Raw genomic sequence first — 24,476 nt, forward strand, 5'->3', positions numbered from 1 at the left:
TGTTCAGTGAAACCCAGTAAGGTGTACGACTGGCGGCCTAGCAAGGTGACAGGCATGCCGGAAGTCCCCGGACTTGCGGTGTCCTGTCGCTACGCTAGGCTTATGACGGGAGTGCAATGTTGAAAATATCTTGGGGTTTAGCCTGATGTCCGATTCGCGCCGTGTGTTCGTGGCGGAAGATAACGGTCTCGTGATGATGTCGATCGAGGGATTGATCGAGGACATGGAATGGGAACTGGTTGGACCCGCGCGCACGCTGGACGAAGCGCTGGAAATGGCAAGGACATGCGAGGTTGATGTCGCCCTGCTGGACGTCAATCTGGCGGAGCAGGCGAGCTATCCGGCGGGGGAGCGCCTGCGCGCGCGGGGCGTTCCCGTCATGTTCGCCACCGGATATGCCGAGGCCACGAAGCTACCGGCATCGCTTGCGGACGCGCCATTGCTGGCGAAGCCCTATTCGCTGGACGATATGGAACAACTGCTTCGCAAGCTCGCCGGATAGCGAGCGCGGCCCTAATTGCCAGCCTGTGATCCGTCCTCTGTTTCCGGTTCGAGCAGTTCGTGCAGATGGACGACGAGATATTTCATTTCCGCATCGTCAACCGTGCGCTGGGCGCAGGAACGCCACGCCTTTTCAGCGGCCTTGTAGTTCGGAAAAATGCCGACAACGTCAAGCGCGGCGGGGTCCTCGAAATCGAGGCCGCGCGGATCCTTGACGCGGCCGCCAAAGACGAGATGGAGTTTGCTCTCCGGCTGGGTGTGCTGTTTCATGGCTGAAGCCTATAGCGCGGCGAACTCGGCCTGCAAACGGGCGAGTGTTTCCGACATGAACGCATCGAACGTTTCGCCCGCCCACGCCCGGTGTTCGCCCTTCGCATAAGCGAGCGCATTATGATGATAAAAGGCGGCGTTGATGCGATTGGAGAGCCAGTTGTTCTGTGTGCGAATCACTCTTGCCGGGCTTCCGACGACGATGCTGTTGGGCGGTACGATCGTGCCGTCCTTCACATAAGCGTGCTGGCCGACGATGGAATTGTCGCCGATGACAGCGCCGCCATAGATCGTCGAATTAATACCGATCAGGCAATTATCGCCGATCGTGCAATTGTGCAGCGTCGCGCGGTGGGTGATGGAGCAATGCTCGCCAATCGTCACCGGACCGCCCGGGTCGGTGTGGATCATCACGAAATCCTGGATATTCGTGTGCGCACCGATTTTTATCGGTGCCGCCTCGGAGCGCATGACGACATTCATCCACACAGATGCGCCCTCGCCAAGGGTCACATCGCCGAACATCTGCGCGCTGGGATCGATATAGGCGGCAGATTTCGTGTCGAGGATTGAACTCAAGAGATACGCTTCTTCATCAGGGCCACCAGCGCATCGAAACCGTTGCGGCCGATATAGGCGTTGAAGTCCTGCTCCTGCGTCAGTGCCATGTTCACGCCCGACACTTTGAGATTGCGGATCTTGAAATCATCGGGGCCCTTCATGCGCAATTGCCAGACGGCGTCGAAGGGCGATCCGGACTTTGGAATGATGCGCGTGAAAACCTCGACATCGCCGCGCGCGCCGCGCGGAATGGCGCGAATGACGCGAATTTCGGAATCTTCGAACGCGAAGAGATTATTCGTATAGGTCGCCACCACCCAGGTTGGGAAGACCGCCATATAGGCCCGGTACTGGTCCGCATCGATATCCTTCTTGTGACGGCGGATGAGATACTGGCCGATATAATTCACATCGAAATTTTCAGCGAGCATTTCGTTCAGTGCCGCGCGGGTCTGGGGGCTGTTGGCACTGCCAGAGCGGATGACAGCGAACGCCTCGCTGGACAGGGTGTCGATAAACTTCGCAGCGGCCTTGGCATCGCTTTCGCTCGCCGCCTGCGCATAAGCGGGCGCGGCGGACATAAGAGCTGCGGGGGCGGTCAATGCGGCCAAAGCGAGCGCGATTGCGGACGACTTGATGGTCATGGGGAATTCTCCTTGATGTGATCTGCGCCGGGGGCTGAACGCGCCTGGCAACCACTTGCGATATTCAATTCCGTATGGGCCGCCTTGGTTCCCCTCCCGCGCGGAAAATCACGTATGGAGCTTCGCATTTCCAGGCCGTCCGTCACTGATCGACCTATCGCAAATTCGCGATGAATTCCGCCTGAACCCTCCGATGGAAAAACGGGCGCGGTACGGCGGGACACCAGTCCCGGCATACCCACGCCCGTCCGCATGGCCATTCGAATGAGAGTCAGTAGCGGCGCAGCAGACCCACAAGCTTTCCCTGAATCTGTACCTGGCTCGCCCGGTAATTCTGCGGGCGATATTCCGAATTGGCCGGGTCCAGACGGATCATGTCGCCATTCTTGTTCAGCGTTTTCAGCGTGGCATCGTTATTGTCGATCAGGGCAACGACGATATCGCCGGTACGGGCATCGTCACAGCGTTCGATGAGCGCATAATCGCCGTCGAAGATTCCGGCTTCAATCATGGAATCGCCGCTAACCTCCAGCGCGTAATGATCGCCCTTGCCAAGCAGCGATGTCGGCAGGCTAAGCGTTTCGGTGGTTTCCATCGCCTCGATCGGCTGACCGGCCGCGATGCGTCCGTGCAAGGGCACATCGACGATATCCAGCCCGCGATCATTCGCCGCCGGTGCGACCGTTTTCGGCTTCGCTCCGAAATCAATCTTCGTGACCTCAGCCTCTGGCATGCGCAGCACCTCCAGCGCGCGCGCGCGGTTCGGAAGGCGGCGGATGAACTCACGCTCTTCCAGTGCGCTGACCAGACGATGCACACCGCTTTTCGATTTCAGGTCCAGCGCTTCCTTCATTTCCTCGAACGAAGGGGAAACGCCCGTCTTCCTGAGACGTCCGTCGATAAATCTTAGCAGTTCGAATTGCTTCGCAGTCAACATTGTTCGTGCTCCGTTCCCATGAACATGTAGGGAACGGGTAGGGGGTGAATCAGGTCCTGTCAAGCCTGATGAACGGTACCGAATCGCCGGTTTTGCTGGCCTTGACGAATGGCGGACGCACGATGAGCGCGTTCGCGCGCGCAAGCACGGCAAGCTGGGCGCTGTCCTGCGTGGCCAGGGGCGTAATCCGGTCCGCCTCCAGATGCGCGCGAAGATGGTCGCGGCGATCGCCATTTCCAGGCAGGGGACTGCCCAATATCGCGGTTTCGGCGGTCTCGCACACGTCGACGCCCTGCATTCGCTGCAGCACCGGACGGGCGAACAAGAGCGTGCAGACATAGGCCGATACCGGATTTCCAGGCAGGCCGATAATGCGCGTCTGGCCCATGCGGCCCGCGATGAGCGGCTTTCCCGGCTTGATGGCGATGCGCCAGAATTCAAGCGTCGCCCCGGCCGCCTTGAGCGCCGCCCTGACGAGGTCATGATCGCCGACCGACGCACCGCCGATGGTCAGCAGCATGTCGAAATCCCCGGCGCGGCGAATCGCATCGGTAATCGCGCCAAGATCATCGGGCACGATCCCGAAATCCGTGACATCGGCACCGTCCTGTTGCAACTGCGCTGTTATCATCGGTCCGTTTCCGGCGACGATCTGTGCGGGGCCGGGACGCGTTCCGGGCGGAACCAGTTCGTTTCCGGCGGCGATGACGGCGATGCGCGGGCGGCGGTGGACGGTAAGCCGGGCATGTCCCGCCGCCGCCGCAAGGCCGATGACCGCCGCCGTGACGCGGCTTCCTGCGGGAAGAAGCGGCATGCCTTCGCTGAAATCATTCCCTTCGGGGCGGATATGTGCGCCCTTGCGGGGTGGGCCGTCACCCGTGAGGGTCAGGATGTCACCGCCGCGCACTGCATCCTCCTGCACGACAACGGTATCGGCACCGGACGGAACGGGCGCGCCGGTGAAAATACGGACGGCCTCACGGGTGTTCACAGATCCTGAAGAGGCCGATCCGGCCGCGCTTTCCCCAATGACGGTCCACGGACCGGGCATGTCCGTCCATCTGATGGCATAGCCATCCATGGCGGAGGCGGGAAAGGGCGGCTGGGTAAGCCCGGCCGCCAACGGTTCCGCAAGGATACGGCCGATGGCATCATCAAGCGCGACGCGCTCGGCGGGCAGAGGCTTCGTACCGGCAAGCAGCCGGTCCAGAGCCTCCTGATACTCAAGCATCCGGAGCGTGCCAGTCACCAGATTTGCCGCCATGCTTTGACAGCAGGCGGATGCCCTCAATGCGCATGGCCTTATCGAGCGCCTTTGCCATGTCGTAGATCGTCAGCAGCGCGATGGAGCAGGCGGTCATCGCCTCCATTTCGACGCCGGTTCCAAATGTCGTCGCGGCGGCGGCGCTGGCGTGAACGCCGCCGTCTTCCAGAACCAGGTCCACGGACACGGAGGTCAGCGGCAACGGGTGGCAGAGCGGGATGAGATCAGCGGTTTTCTTCGCGGCCATGATCCCGGCGAGACGCGCGGCGGCAAGAACGTCGCCCTTGGGTACGGCACCATCGGCGATTGCCTGACGAGCGTCCGCCGACATCAGGATGCGCCCCTCCGCGACCGCGACCCGCCGGGTGACCGCCTTTCCCGAGATATCGACCATATGGGCATGGCCGCTTTCATCGAGATGCGTCAGCCTAGCCACCGATGAGCGACCGTGTGGCGGTGCCGACATCCTCTTCGCGCATCAGGGTCTCTCCCACCAGGAACGCCTTTGCCCCCGCGGCGGCGAGCCGGTCGAGATCGTCAATATGCGTGAGGCCGCTTTCACTTATGACGAGCCGGTTCCTCGGGACCATCGGCGCAAGCCGCTCGGTGGTCGCAAGATCGACCGCCAAGGTTTTCAGATTGCGATTGTTGATGCCGATCAGGCGGGATTTCATCTTCAGCGCCTGTTCGAGTTCGGCCTCGTCATGTACCTCGATGAGCACCGCGAGCCCCTGCTCGATGGCGAGCATTTCAAGATCCCGCGCCTCGAACGGATTGAGTGCCGCCATGATAAGCAGGATGCAGTCCGCGCCCATCACACGACTCTCCACGACCTGATAGGGGTCGACGATGAAATCCTTGCGCAGGATCGGCAGGTTCACGGCCGCGCGCACCGTGGTCAGATGTTCATCGCTCCCCTGGAACCACTTGTCCTCCGTCAGAACCGAAAGACATGCGGCGCCGCCATTCATATAGGCGCGCGCGAGCTTCACGGGATCGAAATCGTCCCGGATCAATCCCTTGGATGGGCTCGCCTTTTTCAGTTCGGCGATGAGGGCATGGCGGCCCTGAACCGCCTCGATCGTCGCAATGAAGTCGCGTGGCGGCGGCATGTTCGAGGCCTTCGCCATCAAAACGGGATAGGGTGCCTCTCGCTTCCTCGTGCGCAGCTGGGTGCGCTTGTAATTGACGATTTCATTCAGCGTATCGCTCACCTGAAGGCTCTCCACTGTTCGAATTTGTCTTTCGCCGCGCCGTCATCGAGCGCGGCCACCGCGACTGCGGCTGCATCGGCCAAATTGTCTGATATTCCCGCGACTACTAGCGCAGCAGCGGCGTTGAGGACAGTGATATCGCGATACGCGCCGATTTCGCCATCGAGAAGCCGCAGCAGTGCCGCCGCATTTTCCTGTGGCGTGCCGCCGCGCAGTGCCTGCATGTCGTGCCGGGACAGCCCCGCATCGGCGGGACTGACCGTCACATCATCTATCCTGCCGTGGTCAAGCCGACCTGCAACGCTGGTGCCGGTGACCGTCAGTTCGTCAAGACCGTCATGGCCGTGCACCACCATCGCCCGTTCAGCGCCAAGGCCGAGCAATGCCTTTGCCAGCGGCCTTGTCCATTCCGGCGAGAAAACGCCGACCAGCTGGCGCGTGACGCCCGCAGGATTGGACAGCGGCCCCAGCAGGTTGAAAATCGTGCGGCGGCCAAGCGCCTTTCGCACCGGCGCGACACGGGCCATGACGGGGTGGTGACGCGCGGCGAACAGGAAACCGATGCCAACCTCGGAAATCGACGCCTCCAGCCGATCAGGTGCCAGGTCGAGGCTGAGCCCAAGGCAAGAGAGCACATCGGCGGCACCCGATTGCGAGGACGCGGCGCGATTGCCGTGTTTCGCGACGGGCACGCCGCAGGCCGCGACAAGGATCGCCACCGCGGTGGAAATATTGCGTGTGTGCATGCCATCGCCGCCCGTGCCGCATACGTCGATGGCATGCGCAGGCGCATCAACGCGGACCATATGGGCGCGAAGCACGCCCGCGGCCGCGACGATCTCAGAGACTGTTTCGCCGCGCTCCGCCAGGCCGACAAGAAACCGCGCAATGTCGGCATCCTCAATGCGCCCGGCGAGAATCGCGGAAAATGCCGCCTCCGGATCGCGGAGCGGGTGTTTCGGGTCGGGCAGCTTCATTCGGAAAGGCCCGCGACCTTCAGGAAGGTCTTCAGGAGGTCATGGCCATGTTCGGTCGCGATGCTTTCCGGGTGGAACTGCACGCCGTGCAGCGGCAGGTCCGGGTGACGCAGCCCCTGAATGACGCCGTCTTCGGAATGTGCATTGGCAATCAGCGGCGCGGGCGGGCTTTCCACGATCAGCGAGTGATAGCGGGTGACTTCATAAGGGCTCGGCAGGCCCGCGAAGACGCCGGTACCGTCATGGGTGACGGGGGACGTCTTGCCATGCATGACCTGGGGCGCACGGATGACATTACCGCCAAAATGCTGCGCCATCGCCTGATGGCCAAGGCATACGCCAAGCAGCGGGATACGGTTTTCAGCAAGCAGCGGGATCAGCGCGAGCGAAATGCCCGCCTCGTTCGGTGTGCAGGGGCCAGGGGAAATCAGCACCGCTGCCGGACCGCGCGCAATGGCATCCGCCGCCGTCAGCGCATCGTTCCGCTCGACCTGAACTTCCGCGCCCAGCTCCTGCAGATAATGCACGAGATTATAGGTGAAGCTGTCGTAATTATCGATGACGAGGATCATAGGGCGGCGTTCTACACCAATTTTCCGCGCGCGCGAACGCGGGATTGAAAATCACGCCGGTCGCGCGTCATTGCCCAAAACCCGCTTCGCCGGCACGCTTCAGCGCTTCGCGGGCGGCGGCGACCAGCGCGCCTGCTTTGGCGTGGCATTCGCGCAGTTCATAGGCGGGGTCGGAATCGGCGACGATGCCCGCGCCGGCCTGGATGTGCATCTGGCCGTCCTTGATGACGGCGGTTCTCAGCACGATGCAGCTGTCCATGTCACCGGCGGGACTGAAATAGCCGACGCCGCCCGCATAGGCACCGCGGCGTTCGGGTTCGAGCTCGGCGATGATCTGCATGGCGCGGACCTTTGGCGCGCCCGAGACGGTGCCGGCGGGAAAGCCCGCCATCAGCGCGTCGATCGCGTCCCTGTCGTCGGCAAGTTCGCCGCGCACATTGGAGACGATGTGCATCACATGACTGTAAAATTCGACAATCTCCCGCTCCGTCACTGACACGCTGCCCGGCGCGGCGACGCGGCCCACATCGTTGCGGCCGAGGTCGAGGAGCATGAGGTGCTCGGCACGCTCCTTGGGGTCCGCAAGCAGGCTGGCGCGATTGGCTTCGTCCCCTTCGGCATTGTCTCCTCGCGGGCGCGTGCCGGCGATGGGGCGCAGGGTGACCTCGCCCGCCCGCACACGGACCAGGATTTCAGGACTGGACCCGACCAGCGCGAAATCCGGCATGTCCAGCATGTAGAGGAAGGGCGAAGGATTGATGCGGCGCAGCGCGCGGTAGAGCTCCAGCGGCGGCAGCGGGAAATCCATGCTGAACCGCTGGGCCAGGACCACCTGAAAAATGTCGCCCGCGAGGATATACTCCTTCGCGGTCCTGACCATGTCGGCGTAGCGTTCCGGGCTTATGTTCGGGACCAGCTCGCCGCCCGGCAGTTCCGTTGGCGAGTGGCTGCGATCGAGTGGACCCGACAGCCGCGCCTGCGCGGTCTCGATCCGTTCGGCGGCGCGGGCATAGGCGGCATCCGCGCCGAGCTTGCCGGGGTAGACGGGGGCGGCAATGAACAGCGTGTCCTTCAGCCGGTCGAAAACCAGCAGCAGGGCAGGGCGGACGAACATCATGTCCGGCAGGCCGATACCTTCGCCATCCGCCGATGGTACCGGCTCGATCAGGCCGATGCTCTCATAGCCAAGATAACCGACCAGCGTGGAAAAGGCCGGCGGGAGCGCATCGGGGACGTCCATGCGGCTGCCCGCCACCAGCTGTCGAAGGACGGAGAGAGGCGCGCCGGGCTCCGGCTGCCAGGCGTCCTTGTCATCGGCGAAATCGCGGTTGATCCAGCAGTCCCGGCCCTCCGCGCGAAAGGCGAGGTCGGGGTCGAAACCGAGCATGGAATAGCGGCCGCGTACCGTGCCGCCCTCGACCGATTCCAAGAGGAACGCGCCTGATTTCGCCCGGCCAAGTTTCAACATCGCGCCGACCGTCGTGTCGGTATCGGCGACAGTCTCGCTCCAGACGAGCTGCGGACGGCCCGCATCGTAAATACGGGCAAAGTCGGACTTGCCAGGCGCGATCATGCCCGTGCCGTCAGGACGAAAGGCGGAGCGGGAGCGTGGTCATTCGCCGGAAAGTTCCGTACCGCTGTACCGCGCTTCGACTTCGTTCATCGCATTGGGGAACCGCTCGACACCTGCCTGCTGGGTGATCGCGTTCGAAAACGCCATCTGCAATTCGCGTGCGGTCGCGTCACGCAGCTGCGTGCGCAGCGAGGTGACGAAGCTGGGCGCGTCCTCGATCTTGCCCGGCACGATGTCGGTGGTGGCAACGACCACCACGGCGCCGCGTTCCGGGTCCGCAACGGCGCGGACGTCGCCCTTGTCCTGCACGAAACCCAGCGTCAGTGCCGCGGGCACCTGTCCGTTCTGCGCGGCCAGTTCGACACGGCGCAGCGTCAGATCCTGGGATGGCGGCATGCGGCGCTGGCGCAGTTCCGCGTCCATATCGCCGCCGCCCCTGACCACTTCCGCCACGGCTTCGGCGGCTTCGGTGGCGGCCGCGATCTGGCGTTCGGCGATAAGCTGCTGCCGTACCTGATCGCGGATCAGGTCGAGCTTTACAGGAGCGGAGGCAATGATCTCCTCCGTCTTCACCACCGCGAAAACGCCATCGCCGATTTCGGCGGCGACGGGGTCTTCATCGTCGGCATATTCGAAGACAGTGGCGAGGACCGGAGCGTCACGCGCAGGCAGCGCGAATTGCGGCTGGTCAGGCGTACGTCCGGCCTGCGTCAGCGCAGGAGGGGTTTGCAGCTCGAACCGCTGTTCCGCCGCGATCTCCTTCAACGACGCGCCTTCGGCAATCGCATCTTCGATGGCGCCGATTCGATCGGCAAGCAATGTCTCCGCCCTGTCGTCGATCAGGCGCTGGCGAATTTCGTCGCGAACCTCGGCGAGGGCGCGGCCGGGAACCGGCTCAACACCGTCGACGATCGCGACGCGCCAGCCGAAATCGCTTTGCAGGGGGCCGATGACGGCGCCTTCGTCGGCAGCGAACGCGGCATCGGCGAACTCCTGATCGGACGAGGCGGCCAGGCTGGCCTGGGACATCGCTTCCAACGAGAGATCGTCCGCGGTCAGCGACAGCATGTCGGCGGCGACGGCGGCGAAGGTTTCGCCGGATACCACACGCTTGGCGAATTCCTTGGCCTGCGCCTCGGTGGGCACGATCGCCTGTTGCAGGCTGCGCGCCTCGCTTGCGCCGTAAAGGGCGGAACCTGCCTCATAAGCCGCGACGATTTCGTCGTCGGTAATCTCGATACCTTCCGCCAGCGCCGCGCGGTCGATGATGGCGTAGCTGAAGCGGCGGCGTTCCGGGATGGTAAAGCGCGAAAGATTGTCCTGATACCAGCCTTCGATATCCTCCTCCGTTGGCTCCGGCTGGTCTTCGAACCTGGCAAAGGGAACGAAGCCGATTTTCAACGAGCGCTGTTCCAGCTGATAAAGGGCAATCGGCTCGGCAAGACCGGCAGGCACATTGCCCGTATCGGCGACGATCGACAGGACGTGGCGGCGCATCACATCGTCCGACATGTCGATGCGCAGGCTGTTCTCGTCGATATTCTGGGCGGCGAGGACCTGGCGATAGCTCTGCTCGTCAAACTCCCCTGTGGGGCCGCGAAAAGCCTCCATACTGGCGATTTCCGCATCCACGAGGCGCTTTGACGTACCGAGGCCAAGCGTCTCCGCGAACTGCTTCAGCGCAACGGCGCCGATCAGACGGTCAAGCGTCGCGGCAAGACCGCCCTCCGCAATGACCTGATCCGCCGTGATCTGCGGGTTTTCCTGCCGCACGATCTGCAGCGTCCGGTCGAACTGGCTTGTCAGGCGCGTCACGGAAATTTCCTCGTCGCCGACCTTGGCCACTGTGCCAGACGCCGGGCCGCCGAGCGGATTGCCCATGCCGACAATGACGAAAGCGACCAGCACCAGACCCAGAAGGGCCAGCATGATCGGATTGCGAAGGGCACGGCGGAGAGCGGAAATCATGTTCAAGGCCTCAACATCGAAAGGTGGCGCAACTGGACACGCGCTTATAGAGCGCATCAGCGTATCGGCAAGATGAAGGGAAATGAACGATAATGGCGAAGAACATGCTGATTGCGGGCAATTGGAAGATGAATGGCACGCATGCCGATCTGGCGGGGCTGGGCGCGTTTGCCGGGCTGGCCGACAGGGCGCGGGACGGCGTGTCGGTGGCGCTGGCGGTTCCCCATACGCTGGTATTCTCCGCCGCGCAGCTGAGCGCGGACACCAGCCTGTCGATCGGCGGTGAGGATTGCCATCATAAGGAATCGGGCGCGCATACCGGCTGCGTCTCTGCCGCGATGCTGCGCGATGCCGGGGCGAGCTTCACGATTCTGGGCCATTCGGAACGCCGCGCCGATCAGGGGGAAAGCGACGCCGACGTCCATGCGAAGGCAGAAGCTGCGCTCGCCGCGGGGCTGGATATCATCATCTGTGTCGGTGAAACGGAAAGCGAACGCGACGCGGGGACGGCGCAGAGCGTTGTCGGAACGCAGCTCGCCGGATCAGTGCCCGATTGCGATACCGCGCGGCTGACCATTGCGTATGAGCCGGTCTGGGCGATCGGTACCGGACGCACGCCGACGCCGGACGACGTCGCCGCCATGCACGATCATATCCGCGCGGCGCTGGTGTCGCGTTTTGGCGAAGCGGGTGAGAGCGTGCTGATCCTTTACGGCGGATCGGTGAAGGCGGCGAACGCGGAAGAGCTTCTTCATGTCAGCAATGTCGGCGGCGCGCTTGTGGGCGGCGCGAGTTTGACGGTCGCCGATTTCGCGCCGATCGTGGAGGCGGCCTGACGGGCAGCGCCTGAACGAAGGGGCCGAAGCGAAGCGCGGGCAGCCTTGCGCGGAACGGCGCGGGCATTATATGCGCGTGCACCATGTCAGACGCTCTCAACACCTTCGTCCTCGTGATCCACTCGCTGCTCGCGGTGGCGCTCGTATCCGTCATCCTGATGCAGAAGTCGGAGGGCGGCGCCCTTGGTATCGGCGGCGGCCCCGGCGGCCTGATGTCGGCGCGCGGCGCAGGCAATCTGCTGACCAAGGCCACGGCATGGCTGGCGGTGATTTTCATCGGGACCAGCCTTGCGCTGGCGATCCTCGCCGCCAATGGCCGCGACATTTCCGCGATCGACACATCGCTGGCGAGTGACCCGACCGCCGCGGCGCCGGGCATCGCGGACGATGTGCAGGGCACCGATGCCGACGATCCCGCGCTCGCGACACCGGCACCGGCGCTCGATGATGTTCCCTTCGCCATTCCGGGCAGTGACGGTGCCGCGGGACTGACGCCGGAACAGGGCGCAGCGACCGATGAGGATGTCCCTCTCGCGCAATAATTTCCTTTAATCTGTAAATCGGGGGTGGCGAATCTAGCCGGTCCCGGACTATAGCCGTCCTCCCATGGCGCGGTTCATTTTCATCACCGGCGGCGTGGTTTCCTCGCTTGGCAAAGGTCTTATGGGTGCCTCTTTGGCGGCCCTGTTGCAGGCGCGCGGCTACAAGGTCCGCATCCGTAAATTCGATCCCTATCTGAACGTCGATCCGGGGACGATGTCGCCCTATCAGCACGGCGAGGTCTACGTCACGGACGATGGCGCGGAGACCGATCTCGACCTTGGTCATTATGAACGCTTCACGGGAGTGCCGGGGCGGCAGTCCGACAACATCACTTCTGGCCGGGTCTATTCGGACATTATCGCCAAGGAACGTCGCGGCGATTTTCTGGGCGCGACGGTGCAGGTCATTCCGCACGTCACCGACGCCATTCAGGATTTCGCGAAAAACCTGACCGAGGATCTGGATTTCGTGCTGTGCGAAATCGGCGGTACGGTCGGCGATATTGAATCGTTGCCCTTCATCGAGGCGATCCGCCAGTTGAGGAATGGCGTCGGCGAAGAGAATGTCTGCTTCATTCACGTCACGCTGGTGCCGTACATCGCGGCGGCGGGCGAACTGAAGACGAAACCGACACAGCACAGCGTCAGGGAACTGACCTCGCTTGGCATTCAGCCCGATGTCCTGGTGTGCCGCTGCGAGCATGAATTGCCGCAGGAGGAACGCCGCAAGATCGCGCTGTTCTGCAATGTCCGCAAGGAAGCCGTGATTCCGGCGCTCGACGCCCGGTCAATCTATGACGTTCCCCTGCAATATCATCGGGAGGGGCTGGACCGGGAGGTTCTGCGTTCCTTCGGCATCGAGCCGGAGGGCAGCCCGGACCTCAGCCGGTGGGAGGACATTGCCGAGCGCATCTCGCATGCCGAAGGCGAGGTCACTATCGGTATCGTCGGGAAATATACCGGTTTGCAGGACGCCTATAAGTCATTGCAGGAGGCGCTGGTTCATGGCGGTTTCGCGAATCGCGTGAAGGTGCATATCCGCTGGCTGGACAGCGAGCTGTTCGAAGGGGATGCGCCCAGCGTCGAAGCCCTGGAGCCCCTGGATGCGATCCTTGTGCCGGGTGGGTTCGGCAGCCGTGGATCGGAAGGCAAGATCGCCGCGATCAGATTTGCGCGTGAACGTAAGGTCCCGTTCTTCGGTATTTGCCTGGGCATGCAGATGGCATGCATCGAGGGGGTTCGGGCCGGCGGTGCCCTGAACGCCTCCACCACTGAATTTGGCGACACCGGAGAACCGGTCGTGGGCCTGATCACGGAATGGATGACGGAGGAAGGCCTGGAAACGCGCGAGGAGGGCGGCAATCTTGGTGGCACCATGCGGCTGGGTGCCTATCCCGCCATGCTGAAGGAGGGCAGCCTTATCGCCAAAATCTATGGCACCACGGAAATCAGCGAGCGGCACAGGCACCGCTATGAAGTCAATAACGCCTATCGTGACGCGCTGGAGGCCGACGGACTTACATTTTCAGGCAGCAGCCCGGACGGTCTGTTGCCTGAAACGGTGGAACGCGACGACCATCCCTGGTTCATCGGCGTTCAGTTTCATCCGGAACTGAAGTCAAAGCCTTTCGACCCACATCCGCTGTTCGCGAGCTTTGTCGAAGCCGCGGTGAAACAGAGCCGACTGGTTTAGCGAAAAGACTCATTCCGGTTTGCCAGCGGGTGCGGTCCAACCATCGCCAGCGATCCGGGATATCCACCGGGCACGTCTCGGCGAAGATATGCGGTGAGGGGCTTTCCATCTCGTCGCGCGGCAGAAAAAAAGGCCGCCACCTCCCCCGAGCTGGCGGCCTTCTCACTTCGCCGTGACGAGACCTGATACCGCTAAAAGGTGCATGGTAAGGCGGGTTTGAACAAGCGGAATCGCAAATGCGGGTGGATTTCGCGCGGCACTGTTGCCGCGCCGCAACGCACTTTCCCCATTTGCATCCGCGCTGACTGCTTGCGTGCGCCCGTGCCCGTGCTAACAGCGCCAACATCATGCGCATGTCCCGAACCTATGTCCCCGTCCTTCGTGAAACCCCTTCGGATGCGGAGATCGTCAGCCACCAGCTGATGCTGCGGGCCGGCCTGATTCGCCAGACGGCGGCCGGTATTTATGCGTGGCTGCCGCTGGGGCTCCGCGTGTTGCAGAAGATCGGCGATGTCGTTCGCGCCGAACAGGAGCGGGCGGGGGCGGCGGAAATGCTGATGCCGACCATTCAGGCGGCGGACCTGTGGCGGGAATCGGGGCGCTATGACGCTTATGGGCCAGAGATGCTGCGCATCAAGGACCGGCACGACCGCGACATGCTGTACGGCCCCACGAATGAAGAGATGATCACGCAGCTGTTCATGTCGGAAACGAAGAGCTACCGCGATTTGCCCAAGACGCTGTATCATATTCAATGGAAGTTTCGCGACGAGCGCCGTCCGCGCTTCGGTATCATGCGGGGCCGCGAGTTCCTGATGAAGGACGCGTATAGCTTCGACCTGGACGAAGACGGGATGCGGGCGAGCTATCAGGCGCAGTTCCGGGCTTATCTGCGTACATTCGCGGCGCTCGGCCTGAAAGCCGTGCCGGTACGCGCGCCATCGGGGCCGATAGGCGGCGATATGAGCCATGAGTTCCACGTGCTCGCCGATACGGGCGAAAGCGCCATTTTCTACGATGCGGAGCTTGAGAATATTTCCATCGAAGACCCGGACGCGGTCGAGAAACTGTCCGCGACCTATGCGATGGAAGAGGAAGAGCACGCAAAGGTCACCGATTGTCCCGTGCCGGCCGAGCGCCTGCTGAAGCGGCGCGGAATCGAGGTGGGGCACATCTTCGCGTTCGGCACCAAATATACCGAGGCGATGGGCTTTTCGGTGCAGGGCAGGGACGGCGCGACCGTGCATCCGCTCATGGGTAGCTACGGCGTCGGTGTCTCGCGCCTGATGGGGGCGATCGTCGAGGCGTGCCACGATGATGACGGCATTGTCTGGCCGGAACAGGTGGCGCCATATCGCGCCGGTCTGATCAACCTGCGGCAGGGGGATGAGGCGTGCGATGCGATGTGCGAGACGCTGTATGGCCAGATGCGGGATGCCGGTGTTGAGACGCTGTATGACGACCGCGACGAACGCGGCGGATCGAAATTCGCGTGCATGGATGTGATCGGCCTGCCCTGGCAGGTGATCGTCGGCCCGCGCGGTGTGAAAACGGGTGTGGTCGAAGTCAAGAACAGGCGGACGGGCGAAAAAGCTGAACTGTCGCCGGAAGACGCGCTTGCCAAGGTGCTGGCCTGATGCCTGGCCTGCGCCGCCGCCTGCCGATGCCACGTTCGATGTCCATCGTCCCGAGCGCAGTCGAGGGACGCGCGGTGACCCTTGACCGCGCTCGGGACGATAATGTTCAAGGCAATGCGTCCTTATGATCACCGCCTACGAACGCACCCTGGCGCGGCGTTATCTGCTGCCGGCGCGCGGGGAAGGGTTCATTTTCCTTGTCGCGGTGATCTCGCTGATCGCCGTGGCGCTGGGCGTGGCGGCGCTGATCGCGGTGATGTCGGTGATGAACGGGTTTCGCGCGGAGCTGTTCGAGCGGATTAATGGCCTGAATGGCGATGCCGTGGTGCAGGGCTATGACGGGCGGCTGCCGGACTGGGAGCCATTGATCGAGGATATTTCCGCGCTGCCCGGCGTGACGCAGGCCGTGCCGATCATCGAGACGCCGCTGCTCGCCAGCCATCGCAACCGCGCCGAGGGCGTCCTGCTGCGCGGCATAAGGCAGCGGGATCTCAACCTGATTCCGCAGCTGGCAGAGGGTGTGGTCGCGGGGCGGCTTGAGGATGTCTATCGCGGGGAGGAACCGCGCGTGGCCATTGGCGCGCGGCTTGCCGAGGCCATGGGTGCGACGGTCGGCGATACGATCAGCCTGATTTCACCCGAAGGGCAGGTGACGCCCTTTGGTACCACCCCGCGCATCGTGCCCTATGAAGTCGCCGCGATCTTCGAGGTCGGTATTTTCGAATATGACAAGGCCTTTGTCCTGATGACGCTGGAGGATGCGCAGCTCTATCTGCGGATGGGCGACGATGTCGGTCAGATCACGATCAATACCGTGTCGGCGGACGATGTCGAAACGATCCTGGCACCGGTCCCGGATATGATCCTGGGCCGCGGAGAGATGCGCGACTGGCGGCAGCTGAACGGCGTATTGTTTCAGGCGCTGACGGTCGAGCGGACGGTGATGTTCGTTGTCGTCGGATTCATCATCCTGGTGGCCTGCTTCAACATCCTGACGAGTCTGATTATGCTGGTGCGCGCGAAGACGAAGGATATTGCGATCCTGCGGACCATGGGGGCGGGGCGGGGCGCGATGATGCGTGTCTTCGTCACTGTCGGCACGCTGATCGGCGGCGCGGGGATCGCGCTGGGGCTGGTCCTTGGGTTCACCTTTCTGACGTTCCGTCAGAATGTGGTGGAGGGCATTGGCGCGCTGACAGGGGTGAATTTGTGGGACCCCTCGATCCGCTATTTGACCGAACTGCCCGCCCGGACAGAACCTGTGGAAGTCATCGCCATTTGTCTGATCGCGCTGGCGCTGAGCTTCCTCGCGACCCTTTATCCCGCGTGGAAGGCGGCGAACACCGACCCGGTCGAGGTGCTGCGTTATGAATAAGGACGCGCCGGGCGAAGACGTGCTGTCGGTGACGGGGCTGTCGCGAAGCTTCACGCAGGGACATGTGACGATCGAGGTGCTGCGCGGCGTCGATTTCAGGATCGCGCCCGGCGAAATCGTCGCGCTGCTCGGCCCGTCCGGCAGCGGCAAGTCGACCATGTTGCAGGCGATCGGGCTGCTGGAAGGGGGTTTTGGCGGTACGATCGCGATTGACGGCGAACAGGTCGAAAAGGCCGATGCCGCGACCCGGACGCGTGTGCGGCGGGAGAAGCTGGGCTTCGTCTATCAGTTCCATCACCTGCTGCCGGACTTCAACGCGGAAGAAAATGTCGTGATGCCGCAGCTGATCGCCGGACGAAAACGCGCCGCGGCAGAGGAGCGTAGTCGCAAACTATTGACCGAACTGGGCCTTGGCGAGCGGCTGACGCACCGCCCAAGCCAGCTGTCGGGCGGCGAGCAGCAGCGCGTCGCCGTGGCGCGGGCGCTGGCGAACGATCCCGTGCTTGTCCTGGCCGATGAACCGACGGGCAATCTCGACGAGGCGACGTCGGAACGGGTGCTGGGCGAGTTTCTGAAAGTCGTGCGCGGCAAGGGCAGTGCCGCCCTGATCGCGACGCACAATACAGCGCTCGCACGGCAGATGGACCGGATCGTCGAACTGCATGAGGGGCGCCTCGTTTAGCGGGCCATGAATGGGGTTTCTGGAACACCGCCATCGTGCTGACTGTCGAATATTCTTACACTTTTGTTTTCGCTTCACGTCGAAAGTGTGAAACATCATGCGCTTAGCGGATTGGCACGAAGCTTGCTTTATTAACGGCAAACAGACGATCCGTCGGTATGCCATGTGGGCAGCGTTCGGTTCACGTCATCTTAGGAGCAGATCATGTCGGTGTTTTCCAAGAGCATTCTTCTTATCGGTACGACCATCGCCCTTGGCGCGTCCACTGCGGCGGTGGCAACGCCGCTATGTGCGGATGGCGGATATGGTCCCGGCGACTATGCTTGTCTGTATGACGGCCTGAAAGGCAATACGAACGACAACACCGCGAATGTGCAGGCGGCGATTCTGGCTGCGACCAGCAACGCGGTCATTTTGACTCAATATGGCAAGAGCGACGCCAACGGCGCGCTGTTTACATTTACGAATGCGACATTTTCCGGCGGTGAATGGGACTTTTCATCGCCTGATACGAATTTCAGCATTCTGGATGACGCCCTCGCGGCGACCTATATCACTGTGAAGGCGGCCAATGATTTCATCCTCTTTCATTATGAGGATGGTATCAGTGCGGGAAGCCTGGTCACGGACATCGTTAATAATGGCGGGAAAATCGCCGATATTTCACACGTGACGTTCTGGAATATGGTATCGAACGATCCTGGCCCCAGTAACAGTGTGCCCGCACCGGGTGCGCTCGGCCTGCTGCTGCTGGGTGTTGGCGGGCTTGTTGCGGCGCGGCGCAAGGCCTGATCCACAGGCACGTGTAAGCGGGCCGGTTAAATATAAAGGGGGCGGTTGCCTGGTCCTTTGGGACAAGGCTGCCGCCCCCTTATTTTGCGCAACTAGCGAAGATGCCGGTTTTCGCGACGATGCGTCATGCATGACTTCGACGTTGTCTTCATGTTTGGCAATGCCGCCTGTTTGGAAAGCGCCGCCGAACCTGCCGCGGACAGCAAGGTGATGGCGGATCGGACGGCGGCAGCCTTGGCTTTCCTTCGCGCGGTACGGCGACTGTAGTGCGCGCGGTCTGCCGCACTTGCCCCAATCACCGGCAAGACCCGCGCGGCGATGGTCTTTGATAAAATGAGCGAAGGGAACGCGAATAATTTCAAAGCACGCAGCACATCGGTTTCATCGCTGCCACCGCCCCGTTGATCTTCATCCTGTCATTCTTTGCTTGACCGGCGACTCGCGGCGTGATTCAAGTCGGGCAGGATGAGAATTTCCGACGCCTTTCGAGAGACCTGGGAAAGTCATGTGCGGCCCGTGCTGGCGCCGTCGCTGTTTCTGGTCGTTCTCGCTTTCTTCGGCTGGCATTCGCTGGCCGGCGACACCGGACTGCTGGCGCTGGGCGGCTATAAAGAGAAGCAGGCGCAGCTGGAGATCGAGGCCGCCGCGCTGGCCGAGGAACGCGCGCAGCTGGAGCATAAACTGTCCCTGCTGGGTGACCGGGTCGAAGCGGATTATGGCGAAGAACTGGTGCGGCAGAAGCTGGGCCTGATCCACGATGACGAGATGATCGTGCGCCTGAAAGACTGAAACTGCGAATCGGTCTTATTCGCACATCCAATCGATCGTTCCGGGCGTGCGGCCTGGTTTTCTTAAATGTTCATTTCGAACCCATTTGGTTGCCAATATTTTTGAGTAGAACTTTTTACATGTTCTGCCATTGTAGCGCCGCCTTTGCTTGGCTAGCAGCAGGCTGAGGCAGTTGCACAAGGGATGCGGTATGGCACCGAAAAAGGCGGCGAGAAAGCAGACGAAGACGGAACCATCGCGGGTCAGGGTCAGCGAGGCCCGTCCGGGTCTCGATCCTATCGAAGCCCCGGGCCGCTATGAAGCGACGCGCGAAGAGCTGACGGAATTCTATCGGCAGATGCTGCTGATCCGCCGCTTTGAGGAGAAGGCCGGGCAGCTTTATGGCATGGGTCTGATTGGCGGCTTCTGCCACCTTTACATCGGACAGGAAGCGGTCGTCGTCGGCCTTCAGTCCGCCATGAAGGAGCAGGACAGCGTCATTACCGGCTACCGCGATCATGGCCACATGCTCGCCTGCGGCATTCCCGCCAAGGTCGTCATGGCCGAACTGACCGGCCGCGCCGCGGGTATTTCAAAGGGCAAGGGCGGCTCCATGCACATGTTCAGCGTGGAACACGGCTTTTACGGCGGGCACGGCATCGTCGCGGCGCAGGTGCCGCTGGGTACCGGCCTGGCCTTCGCGCATAAATATAAGGGCGATGACGGCGTCGCGACCACCTATTTCGGTGACGGCGCGGCGAACCAGGGGCAGGTTTACGAGAGCTTCAACATGGCCGAGCTCTGGAAGCTCCCCGTGCTCTACGTCATTGAGAATAACCAATATGCCATGGGCACATCGGTGAACCGCGCATCGGCGGAGCATGAGCTGTTCCGCCGCGGCGAGAGTTTTCGGATCGAGGGCATGCAGGTCAATGGCATGGACGTGCTCGATGTGCGCGGCGCGGGCGATGCGGCCTATGACTGGATCCGTTCCGGCAAGGGCCCGCTGCTCATTGAGATGATGACCTATCGCTATCGCGGCCATTCCATGTCCGACCCGGCGAAATACCGGTCACGCGATGAAGTGACGGACGTCCGCACAAAGCGTGATCCCATTGAAGCGGCGAAGGTGCTGCTGCTGGAAATGGGTGAGACCGAGGACGGGCTGAAGGAACTGGAGAAGATTATCCGCGCTGAAGTCAACGAGGCGGCGGACTTTGCCGAACAGACGCCGGAGCCGGAGCTGAAAGAACTATATACCGACGTGCTGGTGGGGAGCTACGGCTGATGCCTATCGAAATCAAACTGCCTGCGATGTCCCCGACGATGGAGGAGGGCACGCTCGCCAAATGGCTGGTGGCTGAGGGCGACACGGTGGAGCCCGGAGCGCTGCTCGCCGAGATCGAGACCGACAAGGCGACGATGGAGCTGGAAGCGGATGAAGGCGGGACGGTCGCGAAGATCCTGGTCGCCGATGGCACGGAGGATGTGAAGGTCGGCACGCTGATCGCGATCATTGCCCGGGAGGATGAGGACGCCAGTGCCGTGGAGGCGCCGTCCGCTACGGCACCGGCATCCGCCGAGACGCAGCAGGCAGCGGCGACGCCCGATGTCGAGAATGTGACGCCGAAGGCCGGTGAAGACCCCGCAAGCCTGTCCACCGACCCGGAGGTTCCCGAAGGCACGGAGATGAAGCGCCAGACCGTGCGCGAGGCTTTGCGCGATGCGATGGCGGAGGAAATGCGCGCCGACGATACCGTCTTTGTCATGGGCGAGGAAGTTGCGGAATATCAGGGCGCCTACAAGGTGACGCAGGGCCTGCTGGACGAGTTTGGCGACAAGCGCGTCGTCGACACGCCGATCACGGAATATGGCTTTGCCGGTCTGGGTACGGGCGCGGCGATGGGCGGCCTGAAGCCAATCGTCGAGTTCATGACGTTCAACTTCGCCATGCAGGCGATCGACCACATCATCAATTCCGCGGCGAAGACGAATTACATGTCGGGCGGTCAGATGCGCTGTCCCATGGTGTTCCGCGGGCCAAATGGCGCCGCAAGCCGTGTCGCCGCGCAGCACAGCCAGAATTATGGACCGTGGTATGCAAGCGTGCCCGGACTGATCGTGATCTGCCCCTATGACGCCGCGGACGCCAAAGGGCTTTTGCGGGCGGCGATCCAGTCGCCGGACCCGGTTGTGTTCCTGGAAAATGAGCTGCTTTACGGCCAGAGCTTCGACGTGCCGGTCATGGACGACTGGGTGCTGCCCATCGGCAAGGCGCGCACGATGAAGTCCGGGACGGATGTATCGCTGGTCAGCTATTCCATCGGTGTCGGCGTTGCGCTGGATGCCGCCGCCAAGCTGGCGGACGAGGGAATCGACGCAGAGGTCATCGATCTCAGGACCCTGCGACCGCTCGACAAGGCGGCCGTGCTTGCCAGCCTGAGGAAGACGAACCGCATGGTCGTGGTCGAAGAAGGCTGGCCAACCTGCTCCATCGCGTCGGAAATCCAGGCGATCTGCATGGAGGACGGCTTTGATCATCTGGACGCGCCCGTGCTGCGTGTCACGAATGAGGACGTACCGCTGCCCTATGCCGAGAATCTGGAGAAGGCCGCGCTCCTGAAGGTGGAAGACGTCGTGAAGGCGGCGAAACGCGTTTGTTATAAGGACTGATCGAAACGAGTATTGAGTTTTTTCCGCATCCGTCATCCCGGTGCACGCCGGGGGTGACGAAAACGAAAAGGCAAGAAAACTCTTCGGACGATTTAGACGAGGTGAAACCGGAATGCCCATTACCATCACAATGCCTGCCCTGTCGCCGACGATGGAACATGGCACGCTCGCCAAATGGATCGTGAAGCCGGGCGATACCGTTGCACCCGGCGACCTGCTGGCGGAGATCGAGACCGACAAGGCGACGATGGAAGTCGAAGCGGTCGATGAAGGTACGGTCGCGCAGATCCTGATCGATGAGGGCACGGAGGAAGTGGCCGTCGGCACGGCGATCCTGCTGCTGGCCGAAGAGGGTGAGGATGCGGGCGCTGTAAGTGCGGACGCCGCGACGTCGAGCGCGCCCAAGACGGATGCGCGCGAAGAGGACAAGCCGGCTGAGGCGGCTGCGGCCGAGCCGGAACCAAAGGCGGTCCCGGCGCCGAAATCCGCGGATAAGGGGCATGGACGCGAGGCCGCGCTGTCCGGCGACCTGCCGCGCGCGGGCGCCGCGCCCAAGGTGGACGGCGACCGGGTGAACATCACGCCGCTGGCACGCCGCATTGCCGAGGCAAGGGGCCTGGACCTGTCCGCCATCAAGGGCTCGGGCCCGAAGGGCCGCATCGTGAAGGCCGACGTTGCCGATGCGAATGCCGGAGCATCCGCCCCCGCCGCCGCGGCCGCGAAATCCCAGCCATCCGCCGCACCCGCACCGGCGGCGGTGCAGACCGAAGCCAATGCGGATGCGCCGCACGAAATCGTGAAGCTGTCGAATGTGCGCAAGGTGACGGCGCGCCGCCTGACGGAATCGAAACAGACGGTTCCGCATTTCTACCTGACGCTCGACTGTAATCTGGATAAACTCTTGAAACTGCGCGGCGAATTGAACGCCGACCTGGTTGAGAAGGGCGTGAAGCTGAGCGTCAACGACCTCCTGATCAAGGCGCTCGCCGTGGCACTGACAGAGGTGCCGGAGGCGAATGTTCAGTTCGCGGGCGATAATCTGATCAAATATGACCGCGTGGACGTCAGCATGGCGGTCGCCATTGACGGCGGCCTGATCACGCCGATCATCCGCAACGCCGCCGAAAAACGCCTGTCGTCCATCGCGACGGAGTCTAAGGATCTTGCGGGCCGTGCGCGCGAAGGCAAGCTGAAGCCCGAGGAGTTCATGGGCGGTACCTGCTCCATCTCGAACCTTGGCATGTACGGCATCAAGGAATTCGGCGCGGTCATCAACCCGCCGCAGGGCATGATCATGGCCATTGGCGCCGGCGAGAAACGCCCGCATGTCGTCGACGAAGCGGTCAGCATCGCCACCGTCATGAGCGCGACCGGCAGCTTCGACCACCGCGCCATCGACGGCGCAACGGGCGCGGAGCTGATGGCGGCGTTCCAGCGGCTGGTGGAAAGCCCGATGGGGATGCTGGCGTAACGTATTTTCCTCTCCCCTCGAGGGAGAGAACAAGTGGAGCCTGGCAGCGTACTGCATGGCGGAACTTGGCAAGGGCGCCTTGAAATTTGGGAAAGAGATGCGAAATGTCCGCTAATATTTACGACCTCATCGTCCTCGGCTCCGGACCCGGCGGCTATGTCGCGGCGATCCGTGCCGCGCAGCTTGGCCTGAAAACGGCGATCGTCGAGCGGGAAAAGCTTGGCGGGATTTGCCTCAACTGGGGGTGCATCCCGACGAAGGCGCTGCTCAGGTCTTCCGAAGTGAAGCACATGATGGACAATGCGAAGGATTACGGGCTTTCGGCGACGGGGGTCAGTGCGGATCTGGATGCGGTCGTGAAGCGCTCGCGCGGTGTGGCGGGGCAGCTCAATAGCGGCATCAAGCATCTGATGAAGAAGAACAAGATCGACGTTCATGAGGGCGACGGCAAGATCACCGGCAAGGGCAAGCTGTCCGTCACCAAGGACGGCAAGACCACCGACCTTACGGGCGAGCACATCATCGTGGCAACAGGCGCGCGGGCGCGTGAGCTGCCGCATCTGAAGGCGGACGGGAAGCGCGTATGGACCTACCGCCATGCCATGACGCCGACGGAAATGCCGTCGAAGCTGCTGGTCATTGGGTCGGGCGCGATTGGCGTTGAATTCGCCAGCTTCTACAGCGACATGGGCGCGGACGTGACCATCGTCGAGATGATGGACCGGATCGTGCCGGTGGAGGATAAGGACATCTCTGCGCATATGCTGAAACGGCTGAAAGCCGACGGCATGACCATCATGACCGAGGCCGCCGTCGAGAAGATCGATGTCGGCGCGAAGGGCGTGAAGGCGTCGATCAAGGACAGGGCGGGCAAGGTCGATGTGACCGAATTCAGCCATGTCATCCTGGCCATCGGCATTGCGCCCAATACGGAAAATATCGGCCTGGAAGAGCTGGGCGTGAAGACCGATCGCGGGCACGTCGTCAACGACGCCCATGGCAGGACGAACGTGGAGACTGTGTGGGCGATCGGCGATGTCACCGGCGCACCGTGGCTGGCGCACAAGGCGTCACATGAGGGCGTCGTCGCGGCGGAAAGCATCGCGGAACAGCTGGGCAAGGGCAGCGGACATGCGCCGCATCCAATGGACAAGTCCAACATCCCCGGCTGCACCTATGCCCGCCCGCAAATCGCCAGCATCGGCCTGACAGAAGAAAAGGCCAAAGAGGCCGGTCACAAGCTGAAGGTCGGCCGCTTCCCGTTCATCGGTAATGGCAAGGCAATCGCGCTCGGCGAAGCTGACGGCATGGTGAAGACCATCTTTGACGCGGAAACAGGTGAGCTGCTCGGCGCGCACATGATCGGTGCTGAAGTCACGGAGTTGATCCAAGGCTTCGTCGTCGCCCGCCAGCTGGAAACGACGGAGGAGCAGCTGATGCAGACCGTCTTCGCCCACCCGACGCTAAGCGAAATGATGCATGAGAGCGTTCTCGACGCCTATGGCCGGGCACTTCACTACTGATTC

General features: G+C 62.5%; 24 protein-coding genes. 13 read left to right on the forward strand and 11 right to left on the reverse strand.

Annotated features, from left to right (window positions below):
• The first annotated feature begins 145 nt into the window (after window positions 1-145).
• The gene (locus KCG44_RS06935; RefSeq protein WP_218445162.1) at window positions 146-502 is read left to right on the forward strand and encodes a response regulator; all 357 of its coding nucleotides are present in this window, start codon (window positions 146-148) and stop codon (window positions 500-502) included.
• Window positions 503-513: 11 nt separating this feature from the next.
• Here the strand turns inward: KCG44_RS06935 and KCG44_RS06940 are convergent, their stop codons facing one another.
• The 11 genes from KCG44_RS06940 to KCG44_RS06990 all read right to left on the reverse strand — a co-directional run bounded on the left by KCG44_RS06940 (window position 514) and on the right by KCG44_RS06990 (window position 10,481).
• Window positions 514-771, reverse strand: a complete 258-nt coding sequence (locus KCG44_RS06940; protein ID WP_218445164.1) for a DUF4170 domain-containing protein — start codon at window positions 769-771, stop codon at window positions 514-516.
• A 9-nt stretch (window positions 772-780) separates the two neighbouring features.
• Complete coding sequence (locus KCG44_RS06945) at window positions 781-1,350, reverse strand: gamma carbonic anhydrase family protein (RefSeq protein ID WP_218445165.1); 570 nt, start codon at window positions 1,348-1,350, stop codon at window positions 781-783.
• A complete protein-coding gene (locus KCG44_RS06950) occupies window positions 1,347-1,976 on the reverse strand; it encodes an MlaC/ttg2D family ABC transporter substrate-binding protein (RefSeq protein ID WP_218445166.1) in 630 nt (209 codons plus the stop codon). Before KCG44_RS06950 ends, KCG44_RS06945 begins: the two co-directional genes overlap by 4 nt.
• A gap of 271 nt (window positions 1,977-2,247) precedes the next feature.
• On the reverse strand, window positions 2,248-2,913 hold the full coding sequence (gene lexA, locus KCG44_RS06955; protein WP_218445167.1) for a transcriptional repressor LexA: 666 nt from the start codon (window positions 2,911-2,913) through the stop codon (window positions 2,248-2,250).
• Between the two features lie 49 nt (window positions 2,914-2,962).
• The gene (locus tag KCG44_RS06960; RefSeq protein WP_369411942.1) at window positions 2,963-4,162 is read right to left on the reverse strand and encodes a molybdopterin molybdotransferase MoeA; all 1,200 of its coding nucleotides are present in this window, start codon (window positions 4,160-4,162) and stop codon (window positions 2,963-2,965) included.
• Complete coding sequence (moaC, locus tag KCG44_RS06965; protein WP_218445169.1) at window positions 4,137-4,613, reverse strand: cyclic pyranopterin monophosphate synthase MoaC; 477 nt, start codon at window positions 4,611-4,613, stop codon at window positions 4,137-4,139. The genes KCG44_RS06960 and moaC overlap by 26 nt, the downstream gene beginning before the upstream one ends.
• The gene (trpC, locus tag KCG44_RS06970; RefSeq protein WP_218445171.1) at window positions 4,606-5,391 is read right to left on the reverse strand and encodes an indole-3-glycerol phosphate synthase TrpC; all 786 of its coding nucleotides are present in this window, start codon (window positions 5,389-5,391) and stop codon (window positions 4,606-4,608) included. The genes moaC and trpC overlap by 8 nt, the downstream gene beginning before the upstream one ends.
• Entirely contained in the window at window positions 5,388-6,368 is a 981-nt protein-coding gene (gene trpD / locus KCG44_RS06975) for an anthranilate phosphoribosyltransferase (protein ID WP_218445172.1), read from the reverse strand. The genes trpC and trpD overlap by 4 nt, the downstream gene beginning before the upstream one ends.
• The gene (locus KCG44_RS06980; RefSeq protein ID WP_218445174.1) at window positions 6,365-6,940 is read right to left on the reverse strand and encodes an anthranilate synthase component II; all 576 of its coding nucleotides are present in this window, start codon (window positions 6,938-6,940) and stop codon (window positions 6,365-6,367) included. The genes trpD and KCG44_RS06980 overlap by 4 nt, the downstream gene beginning before the upstream one ends.
• A gap of 67 nt (window positions 6,941-7,007) precedes the next feature.
• On the reverse strand, window positions 7,008-8,513 hold the full coding sequence (locus KCG44_RS06985) for an anthranilate synthase component I family protein (RefSeq protein WP_218445176.1): 1,506 nt from the start codon (window positions 8,511-8,513) through the stop codon (window positions 7,008-7,010).
• Window positions 8,514-8,552: 39 nt separating this feature from the next.
• Window positions 8,553-10,481 carry a peptidylprolyl isomerase gene (locus KCG44_RS06990; RefSeq protein WP_218445178.1) on the reverse strand — a complete coding sequence of 643 codons (1,929 nt, stop codon included), beginning with the start codon at window positions 10,479-10,481 and terminating at the stop codon, window positions 8,553-8,555.
• A gap of 92 nt (window positions 10,482-10,573) precedes the next feature.
• Here KCG44_RS06990 and tpiA point away from each other — a divergent pair, with 92 nt between their 5' ends.
• The 12 genes from tpiA to lpdA all read left to right on the forward strand — a co-directional run bounded on the left by tpiA (window position 10,574) and on the right by lpdA (window position 24,473).
• Complete coding sequence (gene tpiA / locus KCG44_RS06995) at window positions 10,574-11,317, forward strand: triose-phosphate isomerase (RefSeq protein WP_218445180.1); 744 nt, start codon at window positions 10,574-10,576, stop codon at window positions 11,315-11,317.
• Between the two features lie 83 nt (window positions 11,318-11,400).
• Window positions 11,401-11,859, forward strand: coding sequence for a preprotein translocase subunit SecG (secG, locus tag KCG44_RS07000; protein ID WP_218445182.1), 459 nt, complete (start codon window positions 11,401-11,403; stop codon window positions 11,857-11,859).
• A 64-nt stretch (window positions 11,860-11,923) separates the two neighbouring features.
• The gene (pyrG, locus tag KCG44_RS07005; protein WP_218445183.1) at window positions 11,924-13,552 is read left to right on the forward strand and encodes a CTP synthase; all 1,629 of its coding nucleotides are present in this window, start codon (window positions 11,924-11,926) and stop codon (window positions 13,550-13,552) included.
• Window positions 13,553-13,899: 347 nt separating this feature from the next.
• Complete coding sequence (gene proS, locus KCG44_RS07010; RefSeq protein WP_218445184.1) at window positions 13,900-15,189, forward strand: proline--tRNA ligase; 1,290 nt, start codon at window positions 13,900-13,902, stop codon at window positions 15,187-15,189.
• A gap of 124 nt (window positions 15,190-15,313) precedes the next feature.
• Window positions 15,314-16,564, forward strand: a complete 1,251-nt coding sequence (locus tag KCG44_RS07015; protein ID WP_218445185.1) for a lipoprotein-releasing ABC transporter permease subunit — start codon at window positions 15,314-15,316, stop codon at window positions 16,562-16,564.
• Window positions 16,557-17,246: an ABC transporter ATP-binding protein gene (locus KCG44_RS07020; RefSeq protein ID WP_218445187.1), complete on the forward strand. Its 690-nt coding sequence runs from the start codon at window positions 16,557-16,559 to the stop codon at window positions 17,244-17,246. The genes KCG44_RS07015 and KCG44_RS07020 overlap by 8 nt, the downstream gene beginning before the upstream one ends.
• 204 nt (window positions 17,247-17,450) lie before the next feature.
• The gene (locus tag KCG44_RS07025) at window positions 17,451-18,038 is read left to right on the forward strand and encodes a PEP-CTERM sorting domain-containing protein (RefSeq protein WP_218445188.1); all 588 of its coding nucleotides are present in this window, start codon (window positions 17,451-17,453) and stop codon (window positions 18,036-18,038) included.
• 465 nt (window positions 18,039-18,503) lie between these two features.
• On the forward strand, window positions 18,504-18,827 hold the full coding sequence (locus tag KCG44_RS07030; RefSeq protein ID WP_218445189.1) for an FtsB family cell division protein: 324 nt from the start codon (window positions 18,504-18,506) through the stop codon (window positions 18,825-18,827).
• 190 nt (window positions 18,828-19,017) lie between these two features.
• The gene (gene pdhA, locus KCG44_RS07035; protein ID WP_218445190.1) at window positions 19,018-20,094 is read left to right on the forward strand and encodes a pyruvate dehydrogenase (acetyl-transferring) E1 component subunit alpha; all 1,077 of its coding nucleotides are present in this window, start codon (window positions 19,018-19,020) and stop codon (window positions 20,092-20,094) included.
• Window positions 20,094-21,479 carry a pyruvate dehydrogenase complex E1 component subunit beta gene (locus KCG44_RS07040; protein ID WP_218445192.1) on the forward strand — a complete coding sequence of 462 codons (1,386 nt, stop codon included), beginning with the start codon at window positions 20,094-20,096 and terminating at the stop codon, window positions 21,477-21,479. Before pdhA ends, KCG44_RS07040 begins: the two co-directional genes overlap by 1 nt.
• Before the next feature lie 112 nt (window positions 21,480-21,591).
• The gene (locus KCG44_RS07045) at window positions 21,592-22,950 is read left to right on the forward strand and encodes a pyruvate dehydrogenase complex dihydrolipoamide acetyltransferase (RefSeq protein WP_218445193.1); all 1,359 of its coding nucleotides are present in this window, start codon (window positions 21,592-21,594) and stop codon (window positions 22,948-22,950) included.
• A 104-nt stretch (window positions 22,951-23,054) separates the two neighbouring features.
• On the forward strand, window positions 23,055-24,473 hold the full coding sequence (lpdA, locus tag KCG44_RS07050) for a dihydrolipoyl dehydrogenase (protein ID WP_218445194.1): 1,419 nt from the start codon (window positions 23,055-23,057) through the stop codon (window positions 24,471-24,473).
• Window positions 24,474-24,476 lie beyond the last annotated feature (3 nt).

It is taken from the genome of Pacificimonas pallii (assembly GCF_019204005.1).
Lineage (GTDB): Bacteria > Pseudomonadota > Alphaproteobacteria > Sphingomonadales > Sphingomonadaceae > Pacificimonas > Pacificimonas pallii.